The organism is Sapientia aquatica (genome assembly GCF_004358105.1).
GTDB lineage: Bacteria > Pseudomonadota > Gammaproteobacteria > Burkholderiales > Burkholderiaceae_D > Solimicrobium > Solimicrobium aquaticum.
The window spans coordinates 37,151-60,081 of sequence record NZ_SMYL01000008.1 but is presented as its reverse complement, the minus strand read 5'-3'; the positions used below and the strand labels follow the sequence as shown (position 1 = coordinate 60,081).

At 50.1% G+C, this 22,931-nt stretch carries 17 protein-coding genes; 11 read left to right on the top strand and 6 right to left on the bottom strand.

Annotation, left to right across the window (positions count from 1 at the left end):
- Positions 1–3: 3 nt before the first annotated feature.
- The 5 genes from E2I14_RS14290 to E2I14_RS14270 form a co-directional block, all read right to left on the bottom strand.
- Positions 4–2,442 carry a YbcC family protein gene (locus E2I14_RS14290; protein ID WP_165967843.1) on the bottom strand — a complete coding sequence of 813 codons (2,439 nt, stop codon included), beginning with the start codon at positions 2,440–2,442 and terminating at the stop codon, positions 4–6.
- An 8-nt stretch (positions 2,443–2,450) separates the two neighbouring features.
- Positions 2,451–4,076, bottom strand: a complete 1,626-nt coding sequence (locus E2I14_RS14285) for an NADH-quinone oxidoreductase subunit L (RefSeq protein WP_206105649.1) — start codon at positions 4,074–4,076, stop codon at positions 2,451–2,453.
- Positions 4,077–4,426: 350 nt separating this feature from the next.
- Complete coding sequence (locus E2I14_RS14280) at positions 4,427–6,013, bottom strand: ABC transporter substrate-binding protein (protein ID WP_133329702.1); 1,587 nt, start codon at positions 6,011–6,013, stop codon at positions 4,427–4,429.
- A 51-nt stretch (positions 6,014–6,064) separates the two neighbouring features.
- Positions 6,065–7,300 carry a serine hydrolase gene (locus E2I14_RS14275; RefSeq protein WP_133329700.1) on the bottom strand — a complete coding sequence of 412 codons (1,236 nt, stop codon included), beginning with the start codon at positions 7,298–7,300 and terminating at the stop codon, positions 6,065–6,067.
- Positions 7,288–8,532: a D-amino acid dehydrogenase gene (locus tag E2I14_RS14270; protein ID WP_133329698.1), complete on the bottom strand. Its 1,245-nt coding sequence runs from the start codon at positions 8,530–8,532 to the stop codon at positions 7,288–7,290. The genes E2I14_RS14275 and E2I14_RS14270 overlap by 13 nt, the downstream gene beginning before the upstream one ends.
- A gap of 228 nt (positions 8,533–8,760) precedes the next feature.
- On the opposite strand from E2I14_RS14270, the gene dacB reads away from it, so the two are divergent.
- From dacB to E2I14_RS14215, 11 genes are all read left to right on the top strand, one after another.
- Positions 8,761–10,242: a D-alanyl-D-alanine carboxypeptidase/D-alanyl-D-alanine endopeptidase gene (gene dacB, locus E2I14_RS14265; RefSeq protein WP_165967842.1), complete on the top strand. Its 1,482-nt coding sequence runs from the start codon at positions 8,761–8,763 to the stop codon at positions 10,240–10,242.
- A 14-nt stretch (positions 10,243–10,256) separates the two neighbouring features.
- Positions 10,257–11,264: an ABC transporter permease subunit gene (locus tag E2I14_RS14260; protein WP_133329694.1), complete on the top strand. Its 1,008-nt coding sequence runs from the start codon at positions 10,257–10,259 to the stop codon at positions 11,262–11,264.
- A gap of 60 nt (positions 11,265–11,324) precedes the next feature.
- Positions 11,325–12,212 (top strand): ABC transporter permease subunit, encoded by an 888-nt coding sequence (locus tag E2I14_RS14255; RefSeq protein WP_206105651.1) that lies wholly within the window; start codon positions 11,325–11,327, stop codon positions 12,210–12,212.
- Between the two features lie 4 nt (positions 12,213–12,216).
- Complete coding sequence (locus E2I14_RS14250; protein WP_133329690.1) at positions 12,217–13,185, top strand: ABC transporter ATP-binding protein; 969 nt, start codon at positions 12,217–12,219, stop codon at positions 13,183–13,185.
- A gap of 4 nt (positions 13,186–13,189) precedes the next feature.
- Positions 13,190–14,203: a peptide ABC transporter ATP-binding protein gene (locus E2I14_RS14245; RefSeq protein ID WP_165967841.1), complete on the top strand. Its 1,014-nt coding sequence runs from the start codon at positions 13,190–13,192 to the stop codon at positions 14,201–14,203.
- A gap of 4 nt (positions 14,204–14,207) precedes the next feature.
- Positions 14,208–15,113: a LysR family transcriptional regulator gene (locus E2I14_RS14240; RefSeq protein ID WP_133329688.1), complete on the top strand. Its 906-nt coding sequence runs from the start codon at positions 14,208–14,210 to the stop codon at positions 15,111–15,113.
- A 3-nt stretch (positions 15,114–15,116) separates the two neighbouring features.
- A complete protein-coding gene (locus tag E2I14_RS14235) occupies positions 15,117–15,716 on the top strand; it encodes a M15 family metallopeptidase (RefSeq protein ID WP_133329686.1) in 600 nt (199 codons plus the stop codon).
- A 329-nt stretch (positions 15,717–16,045) separates the two neighbouring features.
- Positions 16,046–18,757 (top strand): TonB-dependent receptor, encoded by a 2,712-nt coding sequence (locus E2I14_RS14230; protein ID WP_133329684.1) that lies wholly within the window; start codon positions 16,046–16,048, stop codon positions 18,755–18,757.
- 55 nt (positions 18,758–18,812) lie between these two features.
- Entirely contained in the window at positions 18,813–19,871 is a 1,059-nt protein-coding gene (locus E2I14_RS14225) for a S66 peptidase family protein (RefSeq protein WP_206105648.1), read from the top strand.
- Between the two features lie 4 nt (positions 19,872–19,875).
- Entirely contained in the window at positions 19,876–21,240 is a 1,365-nt protein-coding gene (locus E2I14_RS14220) for a hypothetical protein (protein ID WP_133329682.1), read from the top strand.
- A gap of 6 nt (positions 21,241–21,246) precedes the next feature.
- Positions 21,247–22,206 carry a M14 family metallopeptidase gene (locus tag E2I14_RS14215; RefSeq protein ID WP_133329680.1) on the top strand — a complete coding sequence of 320 codons (960 nt, stop codon included), beginning with the start codon at positions 21,247–21,249 and terminating at the stop codon, positions 22,204–22,206.
- A gap of 125 nt (positions 22,207–22,331) precedes the next feature.
- Here the strand turns inward: E2I14_RS14215 and E2I14_RS14210 are convergent, their stop codons facing one another.
- The gene (locus E2I14_RS14210) at positions 22,332–22,910 is read right to left on the bottom strand and encodes a hypothetical protein (protein WP_133329678.1); all 579 of its coding nucleotides are present in this window, start codon (positions 22,908–22,910) and stop codon (positions 22,332–22,334) included.
- Positions 22,911–22,931: the final 21 nt, after the last annotated feature.

Genomic DNA, 22,931 nt, shown 5'->3' with positions numbered 1-22,931 from the left:
GGATTAGTTGGGTAAGGCATGTTCTGCAAAGAGTGTCCAGCGTTGTTGATTATAGAAATAAATCGTGTTGGACGCTGCATTAATTTGGAATAAATGTAGCCAGCCGTTTTCAACTAGATTTTTTACGCTCGCATGTTTTTGGATGATGGCGTCAATGGCAGTTTGTGGCGCTTCGATCATCACCGACAGGCGTAACGGCGTGTGCATCAAATGGTCGCCATTATGTACCGATTGCCAAGGCAGTCCAATCCGTAAGTCACCGCCGTTGCCTTCAAATACGCCTATCCGTTCTCCCACCACGTTGTGCAGGATTTTGCTGCCGCTGCCGTACCGATCTGGATCGACGCTGGAGGCGTAATATTGCATATTGATCCAGTTGGTGACGATCATCGGCGCGGTCATGATTAATTCTAGAATGGCGAATTCGGTATCATTTTCCCATGCGTAGTTATGCAGAAATGCGCGCCCCTGTAAATCTAGTCCAGCACTGCGTTGGCGCGGTGCGACGATAAAGGCAGCATTATTGGCCAAGCCCCATTCTGGTCGAATTTGCGCCCAATCCATGGTGCGTAGGTTAAAGGCTTGTTCGGTATTGGTTGGAGCGATACCCAAGGCGCTGGCGCGTTCGATGCGGCTTTGTTCGGACGCTTTGGTCAGCGCGGCTTGAAGTTGCTCTAACGCTAATGCATGGGACGCGGGAACTTGTTCGACGTTATACAGTTGCACCTGATCGTTGGTCGTGTTGTGCAGCGCAGCGACAAACCATGTTTCAGCGGGAATTTCAATCCCCTCATCATGCAGCACCTTGCGCAGTTCAGCGTTATTCAATAATCCCGCCAACAGGCGCACATTGATCGCACCGTTTTGACCACCACACGCGCCGCAATCTAGGCTGGCGGCGTGCGGATTATTGCTGCAGGCTGCGCCATGTCCGGCCAATAACATTAACTTGGAAAAGCGCTTGGAAATTCCCATTGCGATCAGAATCTGTTTGGCTAGCTGGGCTTGTTCGTGCAGGCCGACCGGTTCGCGCAACGATGAGTCGGTGTACAGGGCTAAGGCGGGTTCCGGTTGACTTTGATCGCGTTGCGCTTTGTTGTGCGGCTGTTTGATCAAGGCGCTGCGAATTAACTTTGCGCCGTAGCTCAAGCCCAGTGTCTCAACAAAAGTGAAGGCGGAACTGGCATGTTGACGCACGTTTTGCCAGCGCTTTTTATCGTGCAAAGTTTGCTCGGTAATGGTCTCCGATGCGCTCGATAATTCGCTGACCCAATATTTTGGCGCTAGTAATCCGGGTAGCTGCGGTTGGACTAAGGCGCTGCCGCGTTCGCGATAGGAAATTGGTAAGCCGAAGAATCCCGCAAAGCCCAGTGTTTCCAAACTAGGATGATGAGCTTCTAATGCACGACGATACACTTCTGAGCGCACGTCGATACAAAACACGGCCTGCACATCGGGAGTGGCAGTTGCGAGCGACTTCGGTTGCAATAAATCGTGGGCTAATTTTTGTTGATAAGCATGTTCTAGCGCGTGCAATAGTAATTGCTGGATTTGGCATTGGGCGTTAATCGATGCATCGTTGGCGTCGAAGTTTTCCCAAGTTGCGCTGAGTTGATCGCGCAGCGTTGGATATTGCTCTAACAACACCCATTCCCAGGCCAAGCGAATCGCCAGTAACTGCACGATTTGGTCGCTGTCTTGTTGCTCCAAATTAGCTTGCCATTTCACGTACGAGCACCACGCCGCCCAACCGTTAACATCGATCAGTAAAGCGGTTAAATAGTGTGACCAATGTTCTGGTTTGAGGCCGAGTTGCGGTAACACTAGTTGGATTAATTCGACTGCGTCGCTGGGCAATTGTTGGATGTTGCGCTCAAAACGTTTGATTCCCATTTGCAGCAAGGGGCCCCAGTCAAAGGATGTGTTTTGACGCCATGATTCGTATAAGGTGATTGTTTGATCTGGATGCCATTTGGCTTGATTTTTATCGAAATAAGCCGCGCAATGTTGGCTGATTTGATGCTTCACAAACTGTTGCCACGGCATTGCGTGCGATAGATTGCGTTGCCCGTCAGCGAGCTTGGTGATTAGGATGGCTGCGACGGGCAGATCGCGGTTATGGTGCAACGCTTTTTCTAGCGTGCTGACTGGAATTTGTTCGCCAGAGAAATCAATCGCAGCCTTTAAATCACGTTGGCTAAATTGACCGCTATTCCATTGCTCTCGAAAGTATTCTGATTGCAGGGTGAGCGGCGCGTTAGCGAGTTTCCAAAGCTGCTTTGCCACCTCAGAAAAACTGCTGTCTGACCAACCCCAATAAGGATTCACCGCGATAAATTGGTCCAGTGGCCAAGTCGGCGCAATCCTGCTTTGCGCTTGCTCTATGCTGGCCGCAATTGCGGCGGGCAACTCGGCTTGGGATAGTTGAGATAAAGAATTCAAAGTAACTCCTACACAGAACGCGATGGCCGCGATGACGGTTGATGGGTGCCATTTTTAAGTGGAGCTGGCCAAATCCAAAAGGTTAAGCGGGTGAATAAATCATCCAGATAAAAGCCACCAAAAAACATCGGATAAAGGCGCTCAAACAGTGGGCGGTAGGTTTTTTCTAGTACCACGCTTTGCAGCAAGTGCAGCCCAACAAACAAGGCCACCACCACGCCAACTCGCAACGTCATCCAACCCGCGTGATCGGTGACGCTGACACCTAAATGATCGGCAAACACCTGATGAAGGGCGAGATACACCAGCACCAAGGCGGCGGCGTAGCCGACAAATTTAAAATTATTGAGAATCGAATCACGACTAAGGTTAAACGACAGCAGCGGAGCCAAAGCCAGCGCGATAATCACGGCAAAGGCAAACAGCGGTTGCGCAATCGATGTGCTCGGATGAATCAAGTAAAACAGCGCAAACACGATCATTAATCCAGCGCACCCTGACAGTAGCCGATTGCCCAAACCGAGTGAATCGGGTTGGCCTGCCTTTAAATTAAGCCGCGCATTGGTGCTGCCGGAGTTGAGGAATGCGTAAGCCTTGTAAAGCGAATGTGCCAATAAATGCAGGGCTGCCAATTCGTACACGCCTAATCCGCATTGCATCAACATAAAGCCCATTTGCGCGCAGGTGGACCATGCCAACGAGACCTTAATACTAATGCGGGTCATCATCACCAAGGCGGCGCACACGGCGGTGATCGCACCGATAAAAACCAGCAGCAGTTGCGCGGGCGCGCTGGCGACCATTAAGAAACTAAAGCGGATTAGCAGAAAGCCGCCTAAATTAACCACGCCTGCATGCAGCAAAGCCGATACCGGAGTCGGCGCTTCCATCACTTGAATGAGCCAACCATGAAACGGTAATTGCGCGCATTTGAGCGCGGCGGTTAAGGCGAGTAAAACGGCCGCAATTTGCAGATCGCGATTTAGCGCTGGCAGCGCACTGATGGTGGCGGCGATTTGATCGAGTTCTAAGCTACCGGTTTGATGAGCGATGATTCCGATGGCGATAAACAAACATACATCGGCAATGCGACTGACGATGAATTTCTTGTGCGCGGCAAAAATCGCTTGGGTGCGTAGCGGATAAAACGTTAGCAAGGAATGCAGCGCGATGCTAGTCAACACCCACGCCAGCGCCAGCACAATCATATTGTTGGAAATGACGACCACATTGACCGCCGCCAACGTTACCAACAAGCTAATCACGTAACGCCGCTGACCGGCTTCGCCGGATAAATAGCGCTGCGAAAATCCGATAATGATCCAGCCAATCAGATTGACCATGACCATAAACAAATTACCAATTAAGTCAGCCCGCGCATGGAAGGTGATCGCGCCCCACGTTCCCAGTTGCACAGCGCCGGGCAACATCACCGTTTTTGCCCCGAACAATACGGTCTGCGCTAATGCCAGAGCGGCTAAAGACAAGCCAGCCAGCCCTAATAATTTGGCCAACGTCCAACAGCGCTCGTTGCCCAAGGCGGCCAATCGAGCCAGTAGCGCAAAGCTTAGATAAAGCACTGGCACCAGCCAGAGGTTTGCGCTTCGCCACATTGATAGGTCAATGTTGTCCATTTTTCGGTCCTTATTCGTTAATGCTTGCCCAGCGCTAGTTAAGATGGTTGGCAACGGTATTTGATTCCCCCAACTGATCTTAGGCTTGGAATAAAACAGAATTATGAACAAAGTTCACTATATTGAATAATAAATAGTATGAGACTTATATATAGATGTTTATCTATATAAATGAGGCAGTTTTTACCGGCTGGTGCGTGGGAAAGGGCGGGGATTAGCAGGCTATGCCACGCCCGCGCGCAGGAGTTGGCGCGGTAAGAACAACATGGTCGCGCTAAGAAAATAGCACTCAGGCTGCTTCGCTTAACAACGAGAACGTTGATAAACAAGACATCGGTAAATCGAGCGAATTACCGATACACATTTTCAAAACGCATACCACCGTTGGGCGCCATCACAAAGCCTTGCACTTCCGAGGTCATCGGAATCGAGACAGTGGAATGGGCGATATTGATCCAAGGCCTATCGTGGTGCATCACTTCTAAGGCTTTTTCATACAGGCTCACGCGCCGTTTTTGGTCGGTGGTGCGTCGCGCTTCATCGACGAGCTTGTCGAATTCAACGCTGCAATATTTAAAACACTCCGGCCCATTGGCGGCGATGGTTAAGTTGGGGGATAAAAAATCATCCGCATCGCCCGTGTCGCTAGTCCAGCCACTCATATAGACATCGTGTTCGCCATTGCGCGCCCGTTTTAAATATTCGCCCCATTCATAGGTTTTGATATTGGCTTTCACCCCGATACGCGCCCAATCTTGTTGGATAAGTTGCGCTAGTAACTGGCCGTTGGGATTCGTCGGACGCGCAATCGGCAGCGCCCATAAACTGATTTCTAAGCCATCGCCGTAACCGGCTTTTTTAAGTAATTGACGCGCACGTTCGGGATTGTATTCGTTGACCACATTTTTGTTATATCCCGGCACCGTTGGTGGAAACGGATTAGCTGCTTGCAGCGTGTCGCCGCGCGGGAAGAGCGCTTTATGAATCGCATTCCGATCAATCGCTATATCGAGCGCTTCACGCACATCGCGGTTGGAAGTGATGGCGTGTTTCATATTGAATGACAAGTAGGAAATATTTAACGCGTTGATTTTCTTGATCACGATATTGGCATGCTTTTGCAAAATCGGAATATCGTCATCCCGCACCGTGGACGTGATCTGACATTCATTGGCTAACAGTTTATTCACCCGCACATTGGCATCGGGAACAATGGCGTAAATCAATTTATCCGTTCGCTGTTTGGCCTTCCAATAATCGGGATTAGCAGCCATACGAATGACTTCATTCTTTTTGTACGAGACAAACTGAAATGGGCCGGTACCAATTGGGAAATTATTAATCTGATGCGCGAGATTTTTCTTCATCAATTGCTGACCGTATTCGGCCGACAGAATAGGCGCAAACGACATCGCGAAATAACTCAGGAAAGCCACGTTAGGTTGCTTTAACTTAAAGCGCACCGTGTATTCATCAAGCTTTTCTATCGACGCCACCATATTGGTTAAGCCCAAATTCTGCGGATAGACAAAGGTCGCGGGAAAGGCTTTGTTGAACGGATAGTCTGGGTAGAGAAAACGCGAGAAAGTAAATACCACATCATCGGCATTGAACTCCCGTGTCGGCGCAAAATAGCTGGTGTGATGAAAATGCACGCCGTGGCGCAGATTAAAGGTAAACACAGTCGCATCGGCGCTTACCTGCCAACTGGTGGCTAAGTCAGGGCCAAGTTTAGTCGTGTCGCCTTCAAAAGCGATCAAGCCTTGATACATTTGACCGGTGACATTATGCGTGCTGCTAGCGTCCCACATGCCGGGATCAAATCCTTCGGGACTGGCCTCGCTGCAATAAATTAATGCGCGTGCGTGCGCCGCCGTTATCAGCATAGCTGTTAGGGCGAGGCAGGCAAACATCAGGCGGCTAATTTTGATAAACATGGATGACAACTTCACGGTGAATACGGTGTTGAACACTTGGCTAAAAAACTGCTACTCAACCTGCTGGGCAATCCATTGATCAATCGCTTGACCCAAAGCCGGAATCCGCCAAGTGCTCGAACAATAGGGATTAGCTTGATAGCGCGTACCCAGATTGCTCAGCAGCGCAATAATATAACGGCGACCGTTGGAATTAAATGACCGAACTAAACCCGCGTCAGAACAATAGTTTTCGGTATTGCCTGTTTTATGCGCGAAATACGCATCGGCTGCGCTATTGGCTGGGCGCACATCGGCGGGCAAGGGGATATCTTCCACCAACACGCTGCCATCGGACTGAATCCAACGCTCCGATAAATGCGCGGGAATGCCAGTTTGCCAGCCATCGACGCCGGCCAAACTGGTGGACGACAAAATCGTATGCAATCCTTGTAGGCCTAAATATCCCCAAACTCGGTGCTTACCTTCTTTGCTCAAAATCGGTTCAACCTCCGGTGCCAACCACGGTGCTTTGGGTCCCGCATCACTGAGCAACCACAGCAAGCGCACTGTATCCCACGCGGTCATATGAATATTGCCAACGCCTGCGCCATCGGCTGAACGCCAGCCGCCGTTGGCGCGCGTATTGGACAGCTTTAAGGTCGTTAAACCATAGTGGGCAAAAAGCGCGTTGAGGTGATTAATTTCGTTCTCGCCTTGGCACACAATCAATTCGCCGTGATGTAATAGGCTCACCAATGCGGTGGTCGCATCGTTGTTGCTAGCGACGATCATCGAATCCGCCCAAGCGTCGATAGTTTTGGTGATGCCCCCGAAACTGCGCTCCATGCTCCAATCGAACTTACCTTGATCGATTAATTTAGCCACGCCGACCAACACCATTAACTTGAGCAGCGAGGCAGGGTAGGGTTGAACGAAATCGGTTCCGGTGCCTTGCAAGGTTTCCCACCTCAACTTATTCCAGTCCGCGCCTGGTAACCACGCAATCGATTCGTAGTCCGAATTGATTTGGTCTTTGAGATAGTGGATGTTGTACACCGGCCCGGCTTGGCCAGCGATGCGCGCGATCTGGCCTTGCGGAAAATCACGCGAAAATAAGACGTTGGCCCACACAGCGTCGGTGGTTTGCTCGCCGTTGGGAAACACCGCAACCGCTAAGTCCAAACTGGGAAATTCTTCAATAGCTAAGCCAGCCCGCATCGAATCTGGCGTGTGTTCAAAATGCTGCTCGTTGACCAATTTGATGAGCGCTTTGGCCAAGCTTTCGTTTGTTATTAATTGAGCCATGTGAGTCCGTGTAATTCTTGTGGTGGATGTCCCGTTGTCATTAAACTGGCCAGTAGGCTAGCAGTGCCGCAGGCAAAAGTGAATCCCAGCGCGCCGTGTCCTACATTTAACCATAAGCCCGGTTGCGAACTACAGCCGACGATGGGTGAACCGCTCGGTGTTGCAGGACGCAATCCAGTCCATTGTTGACTGTGCTCATAATCACCCGCGTTGGGCATATCGCGCCGCGCAATACGTAACAAGCTGGCAATGCGCGCATTATCAATTTCGTTATTTTCGCCCACCATATCGACCATCGCAGAGACGCGTAAATGGTTGCCGATGCGGGCGTACAACACTTTCTTTTCAAAATCGGTGACGCTCGTTGTTGGTACTAAATGCGTTGGTTCAAACGGCACATTAAGGCTGTAACCTTTGAGCGGGTAAAGCGGTAAATCGACATTGATCGTGGCTGCTAAACGGCGACTAGCGATGCCCGCAGTCAGCACAAAATTGGCGCAATCAATCTCGCCTTGGGTCGTCGCCAATTGCAAGCGATTGCCAGCAAGCCGATTGAAATGGGTCACCGTGGCATAACGCAGACCGACAAAATTGGGATGACTGCTTAATTTTTTTTGCAGCGAAAGACAAAATCCATAGCAATCCGCGACCGCTTCCGATGGCGTATAAATTCCGCCCGCCAGTTGATCGTGCAGCGCAGCAATCGCTGGTTCTTGTTGCAGGCATTCATCGCGGTCGAGCACTTGTTGTACGTCTTCTTTTTTGATCGGCGCAATCGCTCGGCTAAACGTCGAGGCATTGCGATAAACCACCAACTTGCCCGATTCGCGGTAGTTAAAATTGGCTAAATCGTGCTCTTTAATTAAGTCCTGCATGCAAAAGCGACTGTATTGTCCCAGCCTTGCCAAGCGTAATGTTGTTTTTCTGTTGACCGATGCACGACAATGCAACAGAAAATTCGTCAGCCAATTCCATTGAGTCAGGTCGGCTTGTGGTTTAAATCGTAACGGGCCGTCTTGCTCAAATAACCACTTCAAGGCCTTAAGCGGCACGCCAGAATCGGCTAGCGGCGAGACGTAGCGATAGCTGAGCTGGCCGCCGTTCATGTAGCTCGTACCGGTGCCAACATTGCTGGCTTGGTCGATGAGGGTCACTTTATAACCCGCTTGGGCCAAATACCACGCGCTGCTTAGTCCGATAACACCTGCGCCAATGACACATACTTCACGCATAATATTGCCTTCAATATGTTGAATTAATGCGCCGAGTTTATTGGAGGACTTATCGGCTAGCTAATGACTGCATAAACTAGCCCCATAACCTGGTGGAATAGGCAGTGTGCAGCTGGTGATTAGCAAACACGTTTTAAACAAGGCACACTTCAAATTCGAATTCGCAGCACCTAAACTAACTAAAACATAAATTAAGTCGAGACGATGGTATTCCCGCTCAAGAAAGCCATGTCTAGCACCTGCTGGACTGCGATCAACTGTGTCTTGCTGGCCGCGAGTTGTGCGCTGGCCAGCAGTTGTATCGCCGACAATCAATTACCGCCTGAACTCCAAGCCAGCTTGCGCGCTCAAGGAATTAAGCAGCAAGAGATCGGCGTGGTTGTGATGGCTGAGCGCGATGGCCATCTGCGTTTAAGTCATTTAGCTCGCCGTGCAATGAGTCCGGCATCCACATTAAAAACGCTCACCACGATTGCGGCGCTCGATACCCTGGGCCCAGCGTTTCATTGGAAAACCGCCTTCCTTACCGAGCAGTCACCCGCCGATGGCGTGCTTAATGGGGCCTTGTATTTACGCGGTGGTGCTGAGCCAAATCTGAATTGGGAAAAGCTAGGCGTCATGCTCAGAGAAATTTACGCTCAAGGCATACATCACATTAACGGCGACCTAATTATTGATCGCCGCTTTTTTAATCCCACCCGCATTGATCTCAATGTTGCTCCGTTTGATTCCACCCCGACCCAGTACTACAACGTGATTCCCGACGCGATGCTGGTCAGCGCTAATTTGATTGATTTGCAGCTAAGTTCTGATCGCGACAAAGTTGCCGTGCAATTTTTGCCACCACTTGATGGCGTGCAGATTCAAAGCCAGTTGCAACTAGTCGATGAAAATTGCGCTGAATGGGATGAGGAGTGGCCGGTTCCAACCGTTGTCATGGAAGCGGGTAATCCAACCGTTATCTTGAACGGGACTTTTCCGCGTGGATGCCGCAATCAAACTTCGACCAATATTTTAGATCGCAACCTGTATATCGAACGGCTAATCCGCCGCCTTTGGCGTGAAATGGGTGGGCAATGGAATGGAGTTGTGCGCGATGGCGCGACCCCAGCGCAGGCGCAAATCGTCTCTGAACACGTATCCGAATCTTTAGCCGAGATTGTGCGCATCATCAATAAGCGCTCCGATAATACGATGGCGCGTGACCTGTATTTAACCTTGGGCGCGCAGGCAAAAACTAAGGACTCTGAGTTGACCTTAAATTTAGCGCAACAGTCGGTGCGGCAGTGGCTGCATCAGCAGCACATCGACGATACTGGTTTGGTGCTGGAAAACGGTTCGGGTTTGTCGCGCATTGAACGCATTAGTCCGCTCCAATTAGCGCAAGTATTGCGCGCTGCCGCGGGTAGTAATTGGAGCGCTGAGTTCAAAAGCAGTTTGCCCATTTTTGGTGTGGATGGAACGATGGCGAAAAGCCATTCCAACATCGAACTAGGCGCAGCAAGGATTAAGGGCGGAACGCTGAATAACACTTCCGCCATCGCCGGATATGTGCGCGATAAAGATGGCGAAAACTGGATAGTGGTCGGCATCATTAATCGTCCTGATGCCGCCGCTGGTCGTCTTGTATTGCACGACTTAATCGAATGGGTTGCTACCTCATCCGAGCAAACTAGCAATACCGCAAAAACCAAACCAGTGATTCATTAAAACCAGAGGCCACATTGTTCGCATTCGTCACTAAAAAACTGCTGGCAGTCATTCCAACCTTGATTGGAATTACCTTGCTCGCGTTTCTATTGATACGCTTAATCCCGGGCGACCCAATAGAAGTGATGGCGGGCGAGCGTCATCTGGACCCTGCGGTGCATCAGATCGAGATGCATAAGCTCAAATTAGATCTGCCGCTGTATCAACAATATGGTGCTTACCTTGATCAACTTTTGCACGGTGATTTGGGTGATAGCTTGGTCAGTAGGGAGCCGGTGATCGCCGAATTTTTAGCATTTTTTCCGGCCACGGTGGAGTTGTCGCTTGCCGCAATGCTGTTCGCTTTGGCGCTCGGTCTGCCAGCGGGGATGTTAGCGGGACTAAAGCGCGGTTCGGTCTTGGATCACGGTGTTATGGGGGGCGCGCTGGCGGGTTATTCGATGCCGATTTTTTGGTGGGGCTTGATCCTGACCTTATTTTTTTCGGTGCATCTTGGTTGGACGCCGGTATCAGGACGGATTGATATCGAATTTGATGTGCCAGTGGTGACAGGATTTTTATTAATCGATACCTTACTGGCGCACGACGTAGACGCTTTTAAATCCGCGCTCATGCATTTGATTCTTCCGATGATTGCCCTAGGTACCGTGCCGCTGGCGGTGATTGCGCGCATGACGCGCTCAGCCATGATTGAAGTTTTGAAAGAAGATTACATCCGCACCGCACGCGCGAAAGGATTAAGCACGACTCGAATCGTGGTGGTGCACGGATTGCGGAATGCCTTAATTCCAGTCATCACCATTATTGGTTTGCAAGTAGGTAGTTTGCTGGCTGGAGCGGTGCTGACCGAGACGATTTTTTCTTGGCCTGGCATCGGAAAATGGTTAATCGATTCGATCGCGCAGCGTGATTATCCGGTGGTGCAGGCCGGTATTTTGATCACGGCGTGCATCATCATCGCGGTCAACTTGATTGTTGATATGTTGTACGGCTTAGTTAATCCGCGCATACGCGGACATTGAAAGGAAGCTTAGCTCGTGCACGCCACCGACCATTTATCATCCAACCCAAGCGCCGAGGCCTTGGAACAAACGCTGCCGCACGACATCTCGCCAGCGCGCCAATTTTGCTTGAGTTTTTCGGCTAATCGCGGCGCATTGGTGGCCAGTATTTTCTTTGTCTTTATCGTGCTGTGCGCGCTCTTGGCAGGCGTCTTAGCGCCGCATAATCCGATCGAACAATTCCGCGATCACATGTTGATGCCGCCCGTTTGGGAGGATGGCGGGAACGCGGCATTTTTATTTGGAACCGATGAATTGGGGCGTGATATTTTGTCGCGCCTGATTTATGGTGCGCGGATTTCTTTATTGATCGGCTTGACCTCAGTATTGCTGTCGCTCGTTCCCGGCATGACGCTGGGTTTGCTGGCGGCGTTTTTCCCTAAGCGTTTAGGCGTGTTGATTATGCGCGTGATGGACGTGATGCTGGCGTTGCCGTCCTTGTTATTAGCGATCTGCGTCATCACGGTACTTGGCCCCGGATTGATTAATACGACGATTGCGATTGCGATTGGCACCTTGCCAAGTTACACGCGCTTAACGCGCGCTTCAGCCTTGGCGGAAATCGAAAAAGAATACGTCACCGCCAGCCGCGTCGCAGGTGCCTCGATTTGGCGGCTGATGTTTAACACGGTGCTGCCGAATTGCTTGGCACCGTTAATCGTTAATGCCACTTTAGGATTTTCTTCCTCGATATTAGAAGCCGCCGCCTTAGGATTTTTAGGTTTGGGGGTGCAAGCGCCAACGCCGGAATGGGGCGCGATGTTATCGGCAGCGCGCGACTATATTCAACGTGCGCCATGGGTGGTGACGATTCCCGGCTTGACCGTGTTGCTGACGGTGTTGTCGATCAATTTAATGGGCGACGGTTTGCGCGATGCCCTCGATCCAAAATTAAAACGTGGAGCATAGCGAAATGAGTTTGCTCACCATTGATAATTTGCGGGTTGAATTCGGCAGCGGCAAGCAAGCTTTTCGCGCGGTCGATGGCGTGAGCATGCATGTTAAGCGCGGCGAATTGATCGGTGTGGTGGGCGAATCTGGTTCGGGTAAATCGGTTTCTATGATGGCTTTAATGGGATTGATCGATCCGCCGGGTCAATGCAGCGCCGATCAATTGCTGTTTGATGGGCACGATTTGTTAAAGATGGATGTTAAGCAGCGCCGACAGATTATTGGACGCGACGTGGCGATGATTTTCCAGGATGCGTTGACCAGTTTAAATCCGTCGTACACCATCGGCTTTCAAATCCGCGAAACGTTAAAGCTGCACATGAATTTGCGCGGCGCGGCGTTAGAAAAGCGCGTTCTGGATTTATTGGATTGGGTTGAAATCCCTGCCGCCAAAAGCCGCATCAATTCCTATCCGCACGAATTATCCGGTGGCATGAATCAGCGCGTGATGATTGCCATGGCGATTTCGTGCGAGCCAAAATTATTGATTGCGGATGAGCCGACCACGGCATTAGATGTCACGATTCAAGCGCAAATTATGGAATTGTTGGTGCGCTTGCAAAAAGAATCCAATATGGCGTTAATCATGATTAGCCACGATTTAGCGATTATCGCGGAGATGGCGCAACGGGCTTATGTGATGTACGCCGGGCAGGTGGTGGAGCAACAGCCTGTGCCTAATTTATTCGATAGCCCAACGCATCCCTACACCAAAGCATTGCTCGATGCGATCCCCGAACATAACAAAGGAGCGCGCCGTTTATCGGCTTTAAGCGGTCTCGTGCCCGGTCAATATAATCGCCCGCAAGGCTGTCTATTAGCGCCGCGCTGCGCCTACGCACAAGCCCAATGCCATCAAAACAAGCCGCCATTAGCCCAGGTAGGCATCGCGCAAACACGTTGTTTTTATCCTTTAGAAGTCGGTAGCTGAACTCATGTCAACTCACCCAAAATCCGACCAAATCAATGTTGAGCAAGCTAGGCCAATTTTGCAGGCGCAAAATTTAACCCGCCACTACGCGATCAATAACGGACTATTTGCCAAAGCAGGGACGGTTAAAGCGCTCAATGGCGTGTCCTTTAGCTTAGGCAAAAAACATACGTTGGCGGTGGTTGGGGAATCCGGCTGCGGCAAATCCACTTTGGCGCGCCAGTTGACGCTCATTGAGCCGGCAAGCTCGGGTGAGTTAATCATTAAGGGCGTTAATGTCGCGCAAGCGAACCTGCATGAACTGAAATACCTACGCAGCCAAGTGCAGATGGTGTTTCAAAACCCGTTTGCCAGCCTCAATCCGCGCAAACAAATCGCTGCCACCTTGGATGAGCCATTGCTCATCAACACCAAGTTAGAAAAGGCCGAACGCGCCCAGCGCATTGCAGCAATGATTGCGCGAGTTGGCTTGCGGCCCGAATTTGGGCAACGTTATCCGCACATGTTTTCGGGCGGCCAACGCCAACGGATTGCGATTGCGCGCGCCATGATTTTGAATCCTAGCATTGTGGTTGCCGATGAGCCGGTGTCGGCCTTGGATGTATCGATTCAAGCGCAGATTTTGAACCTGTTCATGGATTTGCAGGATGAATTTGGCACCTCCTATGTCTTTATCTCGCACAATTTGTCGGTCGTTGAGCATGTGGCCGATGAAGTGATGGTGATGTATTTAGGGCGAGTGGTGGAGTACGGCAGCAAGGTCGATGTGTTTGATAAGCCTTTCCATCCTTACACCCAAGCGCTGATGAGCGCCACGCCAGCGATTCGGCCGCAAGATCGTCGTATCAAAATTAACATCAAGGGCGAATTGCCAAGCCCACTCAATCCGCCCACCGGATGCGCGTTTCATAAACGTTGCCCTTATGCAATTGATCGTTGTCAGCTAGAATTACCGCAACTACGTTCTTGGGAAGGAAGACAAGTGGCCTGTCATCGTTTAGAAGAGCTCATCGGATGAGCGTATGCGACTAAGACATATCGAAGTTTTTCACGCCATCATGCAAGCTGGCTCGATTAGCGGCGCGGCGCAGATTTTATTTATCTCGCAGCCGGCGGTCACCAAAGTGTTGCAGCATTGCGAGATGCAGCTTGGGTTGAAATTGTTTGAGCGCGTCAAGGGCAAACTTTACCCAACTCCCGAAGCCCAAAAATTATTTATCGAAGTTGATCGGGTTAATCGCGATCTGCATTCGGTGCGACGCTTAGCCAGCAGTTTGCGTAATGGCGCGACGGAAGTGGTGAAGCTGGTTTCTACCCCAACGCTGGCGCTGACTTTGGTGCCGATTGCCATGCGCGAATGGCGTAAAAAATACGCCGACACCCATTGCCAACTAGCCACCCAACACACGCGCGAAATTGTGAACGCGCTGTTATTGGGCGAAGCCGATTTTGCCTTGTCGCTCCAAAATCCGCAGCATCCCAGCATTCAAGTTGAGACGATTGCCCAAGGCGTGATGACCGCGATTGCGCCAGTAGGCACTTGGCCGCAGGAACTCTCTGATCAACCGATTGCGATCACGGATTTACCGAACCGCTTAATTGGATTGCCCGAAGACGATCCGCTCGGCAGTCGCTTCTTCGACGCGTGTAATCTGGTCGAACACGCCGTCAATACCCACACCACTGTCCAAACTTACCAATTAGCGCGTAGCTTGGTGGAACACGGCGCGGGCGTGGCGGTGATCGATCCTTATACTGCCGCCATGATTGATCTGGACAGCGCCATGCGCCGCCCGATTGAGCCAGCTATTGCGGTGGAGTTGTATTTGTTGACGGCCAATTTGTCGCCGCTGTCGCACGCGGCGCGCAGCTTAGTCGATGATTTACGCCGCGCCGCTTGCAACTGCCTAACGAATGAGGCGAGTTAACTCGTGCAGATTGAGCAAATCCACACGCATCCTGATTTTGTGGCGTTAAGCGCCATTGATGGCATTGCGATCGATTTGCGCTATCAGGGCGACAATAACTTTGTCGGTCGCAGCGTGTACGGTCAGTGGAATTGCGCTTGGCTGCATCGCGAAGCAGCCGAGGGAATTCAGCGCGCCGCGCAATGGCTAGCCGCACAATCTTCGCCGCTACAGCTACAAATTTTGGATGCATTGCGTCCGCACCGCGCCCAGCAATTATTGTGGGATCAACTAAAAGGTACCCAATTGCAGATGTATTTGGCTAATCCTCAGCGCGGCTCGATTCATTCGTTTGGGATGGCGGTCGACGTGACCTTATTGGACGCCAACGGCAATCCGTTAGACATGGGCGCTGAATTTGACCAGATGTCACCGCTTTCCCATCCCGAATACGAACAACAACATCTTGCCCAAGGTCTGCTAACTCAGGCGCAGTTAGCCAATCGACACATCTTGTATGCAGCGATGCGGCAGGGCGGTTTTAAGGGGATTAAAACCGAATGGTGGCATTTTGATCACGGCGACGTGGCACGTATTCGTCAATGTTATGAGCGCATTGACTAAATCCAACAACAACTCGTAAAAAACAGATTGCGCAGCGCGGTGCTTATCCTAAAATGCAACACATTGCTGCGTAAAAGATAAAGTGAGTCAGTCGTTGTTAATGCTGCCAACACATGCTGCATGGGGAGAAATCAAACCTATTACTTCTACTTATAGGTGGGTAATAATCATTCAGTTGTTCAACTTTGTTAAATCTATTTAGTATTTGGCGAACACTGTTGAAATGACCGCGATTTTTATAGGTAATTTGTCATTTTTCTGATGTTTAATAAAAAGAAACTGATCCGCATTGGCTTTGGTTGAGAATAATCTTCGAAGGGGAAAACGTCATGAAATTAAGTGTGATCGCACACAGCATTATGTTGTTATGTGTTTCCGGAGTTTCGTTTGCACAGGACACAACCGATAACAATAAAACGGTGCAACGAGTAGAAATTACCGGTTCCAGCATCAAACGGGTCGAAGCCGAAGGCGCTTTGCCAGTTCAAGTCATTACCCGCCAAGATATCGATCGTGCTGGCATCACAAGTGCTGAGCAACTGTTGGCAACAGTAAGTGCTAACGTGGGCGGTGCGTTCAACATGAGCGCTAACCAAGCAGAAGGTTTTACCGCTTCCACCGGCACCCATAACTCAGGCTCATCGTCGGCCAACTTGCGCGGTCTTGGCCCAGATAGCACGCTGGTATTGCTGAACGGCCGCCGCATTGCCGATCATGGTTTGAACGGTAGCTCGGTTGATTTGAATTCGATTCCGTTTTCCGCCATTGAGCGCGTTGAAGTGTTAAAAGACGGCGCATCCGCGATTTATGGAACTGACGCGATTGGCGGCGTAATCAACTTTATTCTGCGTACCGATTACCAAGGTCTAGAAGCCAATGTCTCTGGCGACATGACTCAACATCGCGGTGGCAATATCTATAATGCGTCGCTGCTGTTTGGCAAAGGCTCGTTGGTTGACGATGGCTATAACTTTATGGCGACCTTAGCGGTTGATAAAAATAGTGCGTTACAAGGACATCAACGTGCGTTCCAAAACGGCTATCAACCAGCGCGTGGCTTGGCTCCGGATACAGTCGGCACACCATTTGCAACGCAACGATTATCGCCATTCAGTTTGCCGGGCAGCACCCAGCAATACAGTTATGCCAATTTATTAGCTCTGCAAGGCAATTGCAGCAGTTACCCGCAGATGCATCCCTACAATAGCGATTTGTCGGGTAACACGGCTCGCGCTCAAGGCTGCTCTTACGACTACGGTGCGGATTGGGCCTTGATGCAACCGGAGGAACATCAAAATTTAGTCAGCCGCGCCAGCTACAAGCTCGATGCTAGCAATACCGTGTATTTTGAGCTGACCGCATCGCACACCAGTGCGACCGACGTCTACACGCCGATTCAAGTGAAGGGATTTAGCTATCCTGCTGGTGGGCCGTACTACCAAGATTTGAGCTCCTATATTCCCGGCTATGATCCGACCCAAGATATTCGATTGAGTTGGCGCTGTGTCCCTTGCGGAAACCGCGAGGAAACCACGGCCAGCACCACCTACCGCGCCTTATTTGGCATCGATGGATTAATTGCAGGTTGGGATTACAAAGCGGGCTTTTCCATGGCAGGTAGCAGCGCCAATACCGATTTGGTTAATGGTTATGTGAACGCCACCGCATTTAAAACAGCGATGAGCACTGGCCTGATTAATCCGTTCGCCATGCCAGGTCAAGCTCAAAGCGCAGCCGGTATGGCCGCGTTGAATAGTGCTAAAGCAACCGGGCAAGTGTACAGCGGACATACCCGCTTGATGCAAGCCGACGGCAGCGCTTCGAAGGAAATCGCTAATTGGAACGGCAATGCCATTTCATCGGCTTTAGGCTTTGATTTGCGCCGTGAAACGTATGAATTCAATTCCAATAGCAACGCGGCGAACAATATTTATCAAGCGACTTCGGATCCATCGTTGAATCAAGTTTCACGCAATATCATCGCGTTATATGGTGAATTATTGGTGCCGATTGTGAAGCAATTGGAAGCCGATTTAGCGGTGCGTCACGATCGCTACAGCGATTTTGGTGGAACCACCAATCCTAAAGTATCCCTGCGCTACCAACCGATCAGTTCCTTGATGTTGCGTACGTCGTGGAGCACGGGATTCCACGCGCCCGACTTTGAGCAAATGTACGCCGGTCAAACTCCGGGATTTTTGAACAGCGAAGAACCTGATCCGATTCTGTGCCCAAAAAATCCAGGTAATCCAACCTACTGCAACCAAGCTTGGAATTACCAAACCGGCGGTAACTTGAATTTGAAAGCCGAAAAATCCAAACAGGTTTCTGCTGGATTCGTCGTCTCACCGCTGTCCAATTTGAGTGCCACAGTGGATTACTGGAATATCAAGCGCACGAATCGTATTGTCACTCCTGACCCAGTCCAAGTATTAGCCAACGATCCAGCGAATGTTATTCGTAATGCTGATGGAACGATTAACTACATCGAAGCCGGTTTCATGAATATCGCCCAAGACGATACCAAAGGCATTGATTTGGGAATGAAATGGGACGAAAAATTCGCAGGCGATCATTTCTATCTGAATTTGGATGGCACTTACATGATTAGCCATGCAGTGCAGAATTCGCCGCAAAGTCCGACGAATGAGTTTGTAGGGCAGTTTGGCGATCCAAATAGCGGTTTTGCGGATTTGTTTTTGCGTTGGAGACATACCGCCAGCTTGACTTGGAAACACCAAGACTGGACCACCACATTAACCGAGCAATACAACCGTGGTTATTATGACGAAGTGCCTTATGGCACAACGCCGCCAGGCTTTAATCCGCGTGTATCGAGCTACAACATCTACAACTTAGGTGTTGGTTACGCAGGATTTGACAACACCACGATCAACTTTACGATCAAAAACTTGTTCGATAAAGACCCACCGTTCTCGGCGCACAACGTCGATGATGTGGTCGGTGCTGGTTGGGATGCACGCGAAGGTCAACCAAGATTGCGCGCATTTATGTTGGAATTGAAATATAAGTTCTATTAATCGCGTGATAAAAAACTGGGCCAGCGATGGCCCGGTTTTTTTATGAGCAATCGACATGCTCCAACACACATTGCTGTCACGCCGACAGTGTCTGGCGCACATTGCCAAGCTTGGATTGAGCGCTGCAACTTTTAACTATTCTGAACTCCTCATGGCGAACAGTCTTGCACAACCGAGTCCCGGCTTTTTAGTGCCTCCTTACCTAAGCCAAGGCGATACTATCGGCATTAGCTCGCCGGCGGGTTTTGTCTCCTTAGAAGAAATTCAACCGGCTATTAGAACGTTAAAAAGTTGGGGCTTTTCTGTCAAAGTTGGGCGCAGTGTCGGTCAAGCGCATGGCACATTCGGCGGAACCGATGCGCAGCGGGTGAGTGATTTTCAGGCGCTGCTGGATGACCCCGAGATTAAGGCGATTCTTTGCGCGCGCGGCGGTTATGGCTTGGTGCGCATCGTTGATCAACTCAATTTTGCACGCTGCGTCCAAAGTCCAAAATGGATACTTGGATTTAGCGATGTCACGGTGCTGCATAGTCATCTCAACAAACATAGCGGCTTAGCCAGCGTGCACTGCAAAATGGCAACCGGATTTGTTGATCAGCCAGAGCCAGCCAATTCGGCCGCGGCACTGTCCATCGCAAGTATCAACGATGCGCTCACGGGTCATTCTATTGACTATCCTATCGAACCCAGCATTCACAACCGAGACGGCGTAGGAGTTGGGCTGGTGGTGGGTGGAAATCTGCGCACGCTAGAAACCTTGAGCGGCACAGCGTCTGCACTAGATACCGACGGAAAAATTCTTTTGCTGGAAGATGTAGGTGAAGCGTTGTATTCGGTGGATCGGATGTTTTGGCATTTAAAGCGCAGCGGTAAGTTGGCTAAATTGGCCGGTTTAATGATCGGTGGCTTTGATATGCCAGCGGACGAAGAAAACGATTTGCCTTTCGCGCTCGACCTCTACCAAATCGTGTTAGAAAAAGTACGCGACTATCCCTATCCGGTTTGTTTTGACTTCCCCGTCGGACATCAAGCGATGAACCTAGCTGTAAAAATGGGGCTGCCACATCGCTTGACCGTGGTAGGTGGGAGAGCGCAATTTAATGAGTTGGTGTGATCGAATGAACTACAGCAAAACTCCCAAGATCAACTCAGCTCTGCTTCGCTTCACGGTGATTGCCACTCTGACGCTGGTAAGCGCGAAATTGTACGCACAAGAAGTCAAACAAAACGTGCGCCATTCTTTACCTCAATTACAGGCATTACAGATCGGTGACTTTCAGTCCGAGATGAATTCACAGCAGGGCGAATTAGCGCTGCGCTCAGCAGCAATTGATAAAATTGACGCGCTCTTAAAACGACCATCGACACCAGTACTCGATCAAGAACAAGCGTCGGTTTTTTCCGCGCTGATGTTGTTCAATCTCGATAAAAAGCTGGCGCTCAACAAAGCGAAATACGCCGTGCGCCATATTGAATCCCAATCGCCCGAGGTGCAGCGTGAGGTGTTAACAGCGGTCTATCGCTTGTATTCCAAGGAACTCGGCGCGATCGTGGCAACAAAGCTGCCACGCTTAAACACTCAACGCGAATTCGCCATCGCGGGATTTACGGTCTTAAAGCGCTACCCCACAAAATCCGCTCGGCATAAAATTGAGCTAGCGATGCATAAAAATTTCCCAGAATGGCAAACTGATCCGCGCTTAATCGAGTTAGATCACGCACTCCATGTGGATGCAAAGTCGGAACTACAACAACGTCCGCCGCTGTTGGATTTATTGGCCGCACCGATCAAAAGTGGCTATCCAGTGGTGTACAGTTTTCAACGTAAAAATAGAAATTTTTTTGGTCTAGTAATGGTGCGTGATGCACAGGGGCGGTTCGTGCGCAACGCCGATGGCAGCTATTTCAACGTACCGCAATTAGCGCGTGCAGGAAATACCCTGCCCAGCTCAATTACCAATGGCAATACCCCGCAAGGCATTTTCACCATCGATGGCACCGGCACGTCGGTCGATACGATTTGGATCGGCCCAACGCCTTATTTAAATTCGTTTTTACCGATTGAAAGTTCATTATCAGACTTCAGCCACCAAGCCGATACAGAAGGCTGGAGCGAAGAGAAATACACTGAGTTTCTGCCCGCCTCATGGAAGAACTATTTCCCCATCAAGGAAGCGTGGCGCGCTGGTTTAGCCGGTCGCAACGAAATTTTAGCGCATGGCACCACTGTCAATTCGGATTACTACCGAAAAGAGTCGTTCTACCCCGGAACCCCATCCGCAGGTTGTTTGGTGGCGATGGAATATTGGTCCAAAATCGATGGCAGGCTGCTGCATAGCGACCAATTATCCTTGGTGAAAGCATTTAGTTCTACCGGCTCACTGCAAGGATTTATGGTGGTCATCAATCTTGATGATCTGCCGCGTACGGTCGTGTTGGCGGATGTAATCGACCAAATCAACTTAGCCCAATCTCAACATTAAATCCTTATGTCTTCTGCCCTTAATCATTCCATTTCGTTCTATAGCAAAACCGATGGACCGCGCTTAATCATTCTGGGTGCCGTGCACGGCAATGAGACTTGCGGCACTGAAGCGATTGAGCACATCATCGCCGAATTTAGCGCCAAGAATTTGGTCTTGCAGCGCGGCTCCGTGACCTTTGTGCCAGTCGCCAACCCGATGGCCTACGAGCGCCGCCAGCGCTGCGGTGAACGCAATTTGAACCGTATGTTGATGCCTTACGAAAATCCAAAAGTATACGAAGATCACATCGCCAATTGGCTTTGCCCCTTATTAGCCAAGCACGATGTGCTACTCGATTTGCATTCGTTTCAAAGTAAAGGCAAAGCCTTTGTCATGGTCGGCCCAGAGAATAACGACGGTGAGATCGAACCATTCAAATTTGCCGCCCAAGAAAAAGCGCTGGCTAAAATTTTAGGTGTGACTAGAGCAGTAGATGGTTGGCTAAAAACCTACGACAACGGTATTCGCCGCCGACAAGCGCAGGCAACCAGCGATACGCCGCTACCCGAACAAAATATTTATTTCGGCGTAGGCACCACCGAATACATGCGTACCCAAGGCGGTTACGGCGTAACCCTAGAGTGCGGCAGTCACCTCGACCCACAAGCACCGGTCGTAGCAAGGCACGCGATTTTGAATACGCTAACCCACCTCGGCATGATCGAGCAAACGGCTCCGTTGGTCGAACATTCCATGGAATCGTTGCGCCTGTATGACGTGATCGACAAACATCATGATGACGACATTTTTTCGCAAACGTGGTCCAGTTTTGATGCAATTAAACCTAACGAAGTCATCGGCATCCGCCACCAAGGACAACCAATGTTGGCACCAGAAGCAGGCTACATCGTGTTCCCCGACGAAGACTCGCGCGCTGGCGATGAGTGGTTTTATTTGGCGCGCTTTAGTGAAAGGTTTTTGTGAAATCGTTTATTCGAGCTAGTGCGTGGGTGGCTAGATTTGGAGAATGGGGGATTTGATGTTTGGCTGGTTTGTGCCCTTTGCTGCCAGATGGGTGCGTACATTGCAGACATTCGCCTCTGGCATTTTTATGGGCTCTTTGGCAGCCATCCTCTATAAGAACGATCAAATCTAGGATTGGAATTCAGTTTTTCCTTGGTCAGCAAATTAACTGTCTTAGATAAATCCTCTGGCAGTTGAAGGAGCATATTCGGCACAATTTCTTTTGGTACAGATTCGACGGGAATTCGTGTCCAAGAACCATTCCCAGTAAATTTGAAGGCAGCATAACCGCTTGTAGTCGAATATTCTTCCATTGCCTGCGAAGTTTGTGCAATAGCTACAAGATATATTTCTCCGTTGGCCGACATGTCGAGCGCCAATGGCATGAGACTTCCTACCCATCTAACTTCCGCACCAGAAGGTGGAAAAACAGTTTTAATGCTATCGTGCACCAGCAACCATCCCATGCTATTACCGTCGTAAACATTCCTTGATTCTGTTGAACATTCAACGACAATAACTTTTCCGTTAGAAAGCTGGACTTCCTCTTTCCATGAGATGGTTTTATTCGGATGAAAACATCCGGTTAACGTACCAAATATTAGAATTAAACAACCCACTAACTTAATCATATTAAATGTGATTGTCGAAGAAGGTTTAGACAATATTTTTCGCATTATATTTTT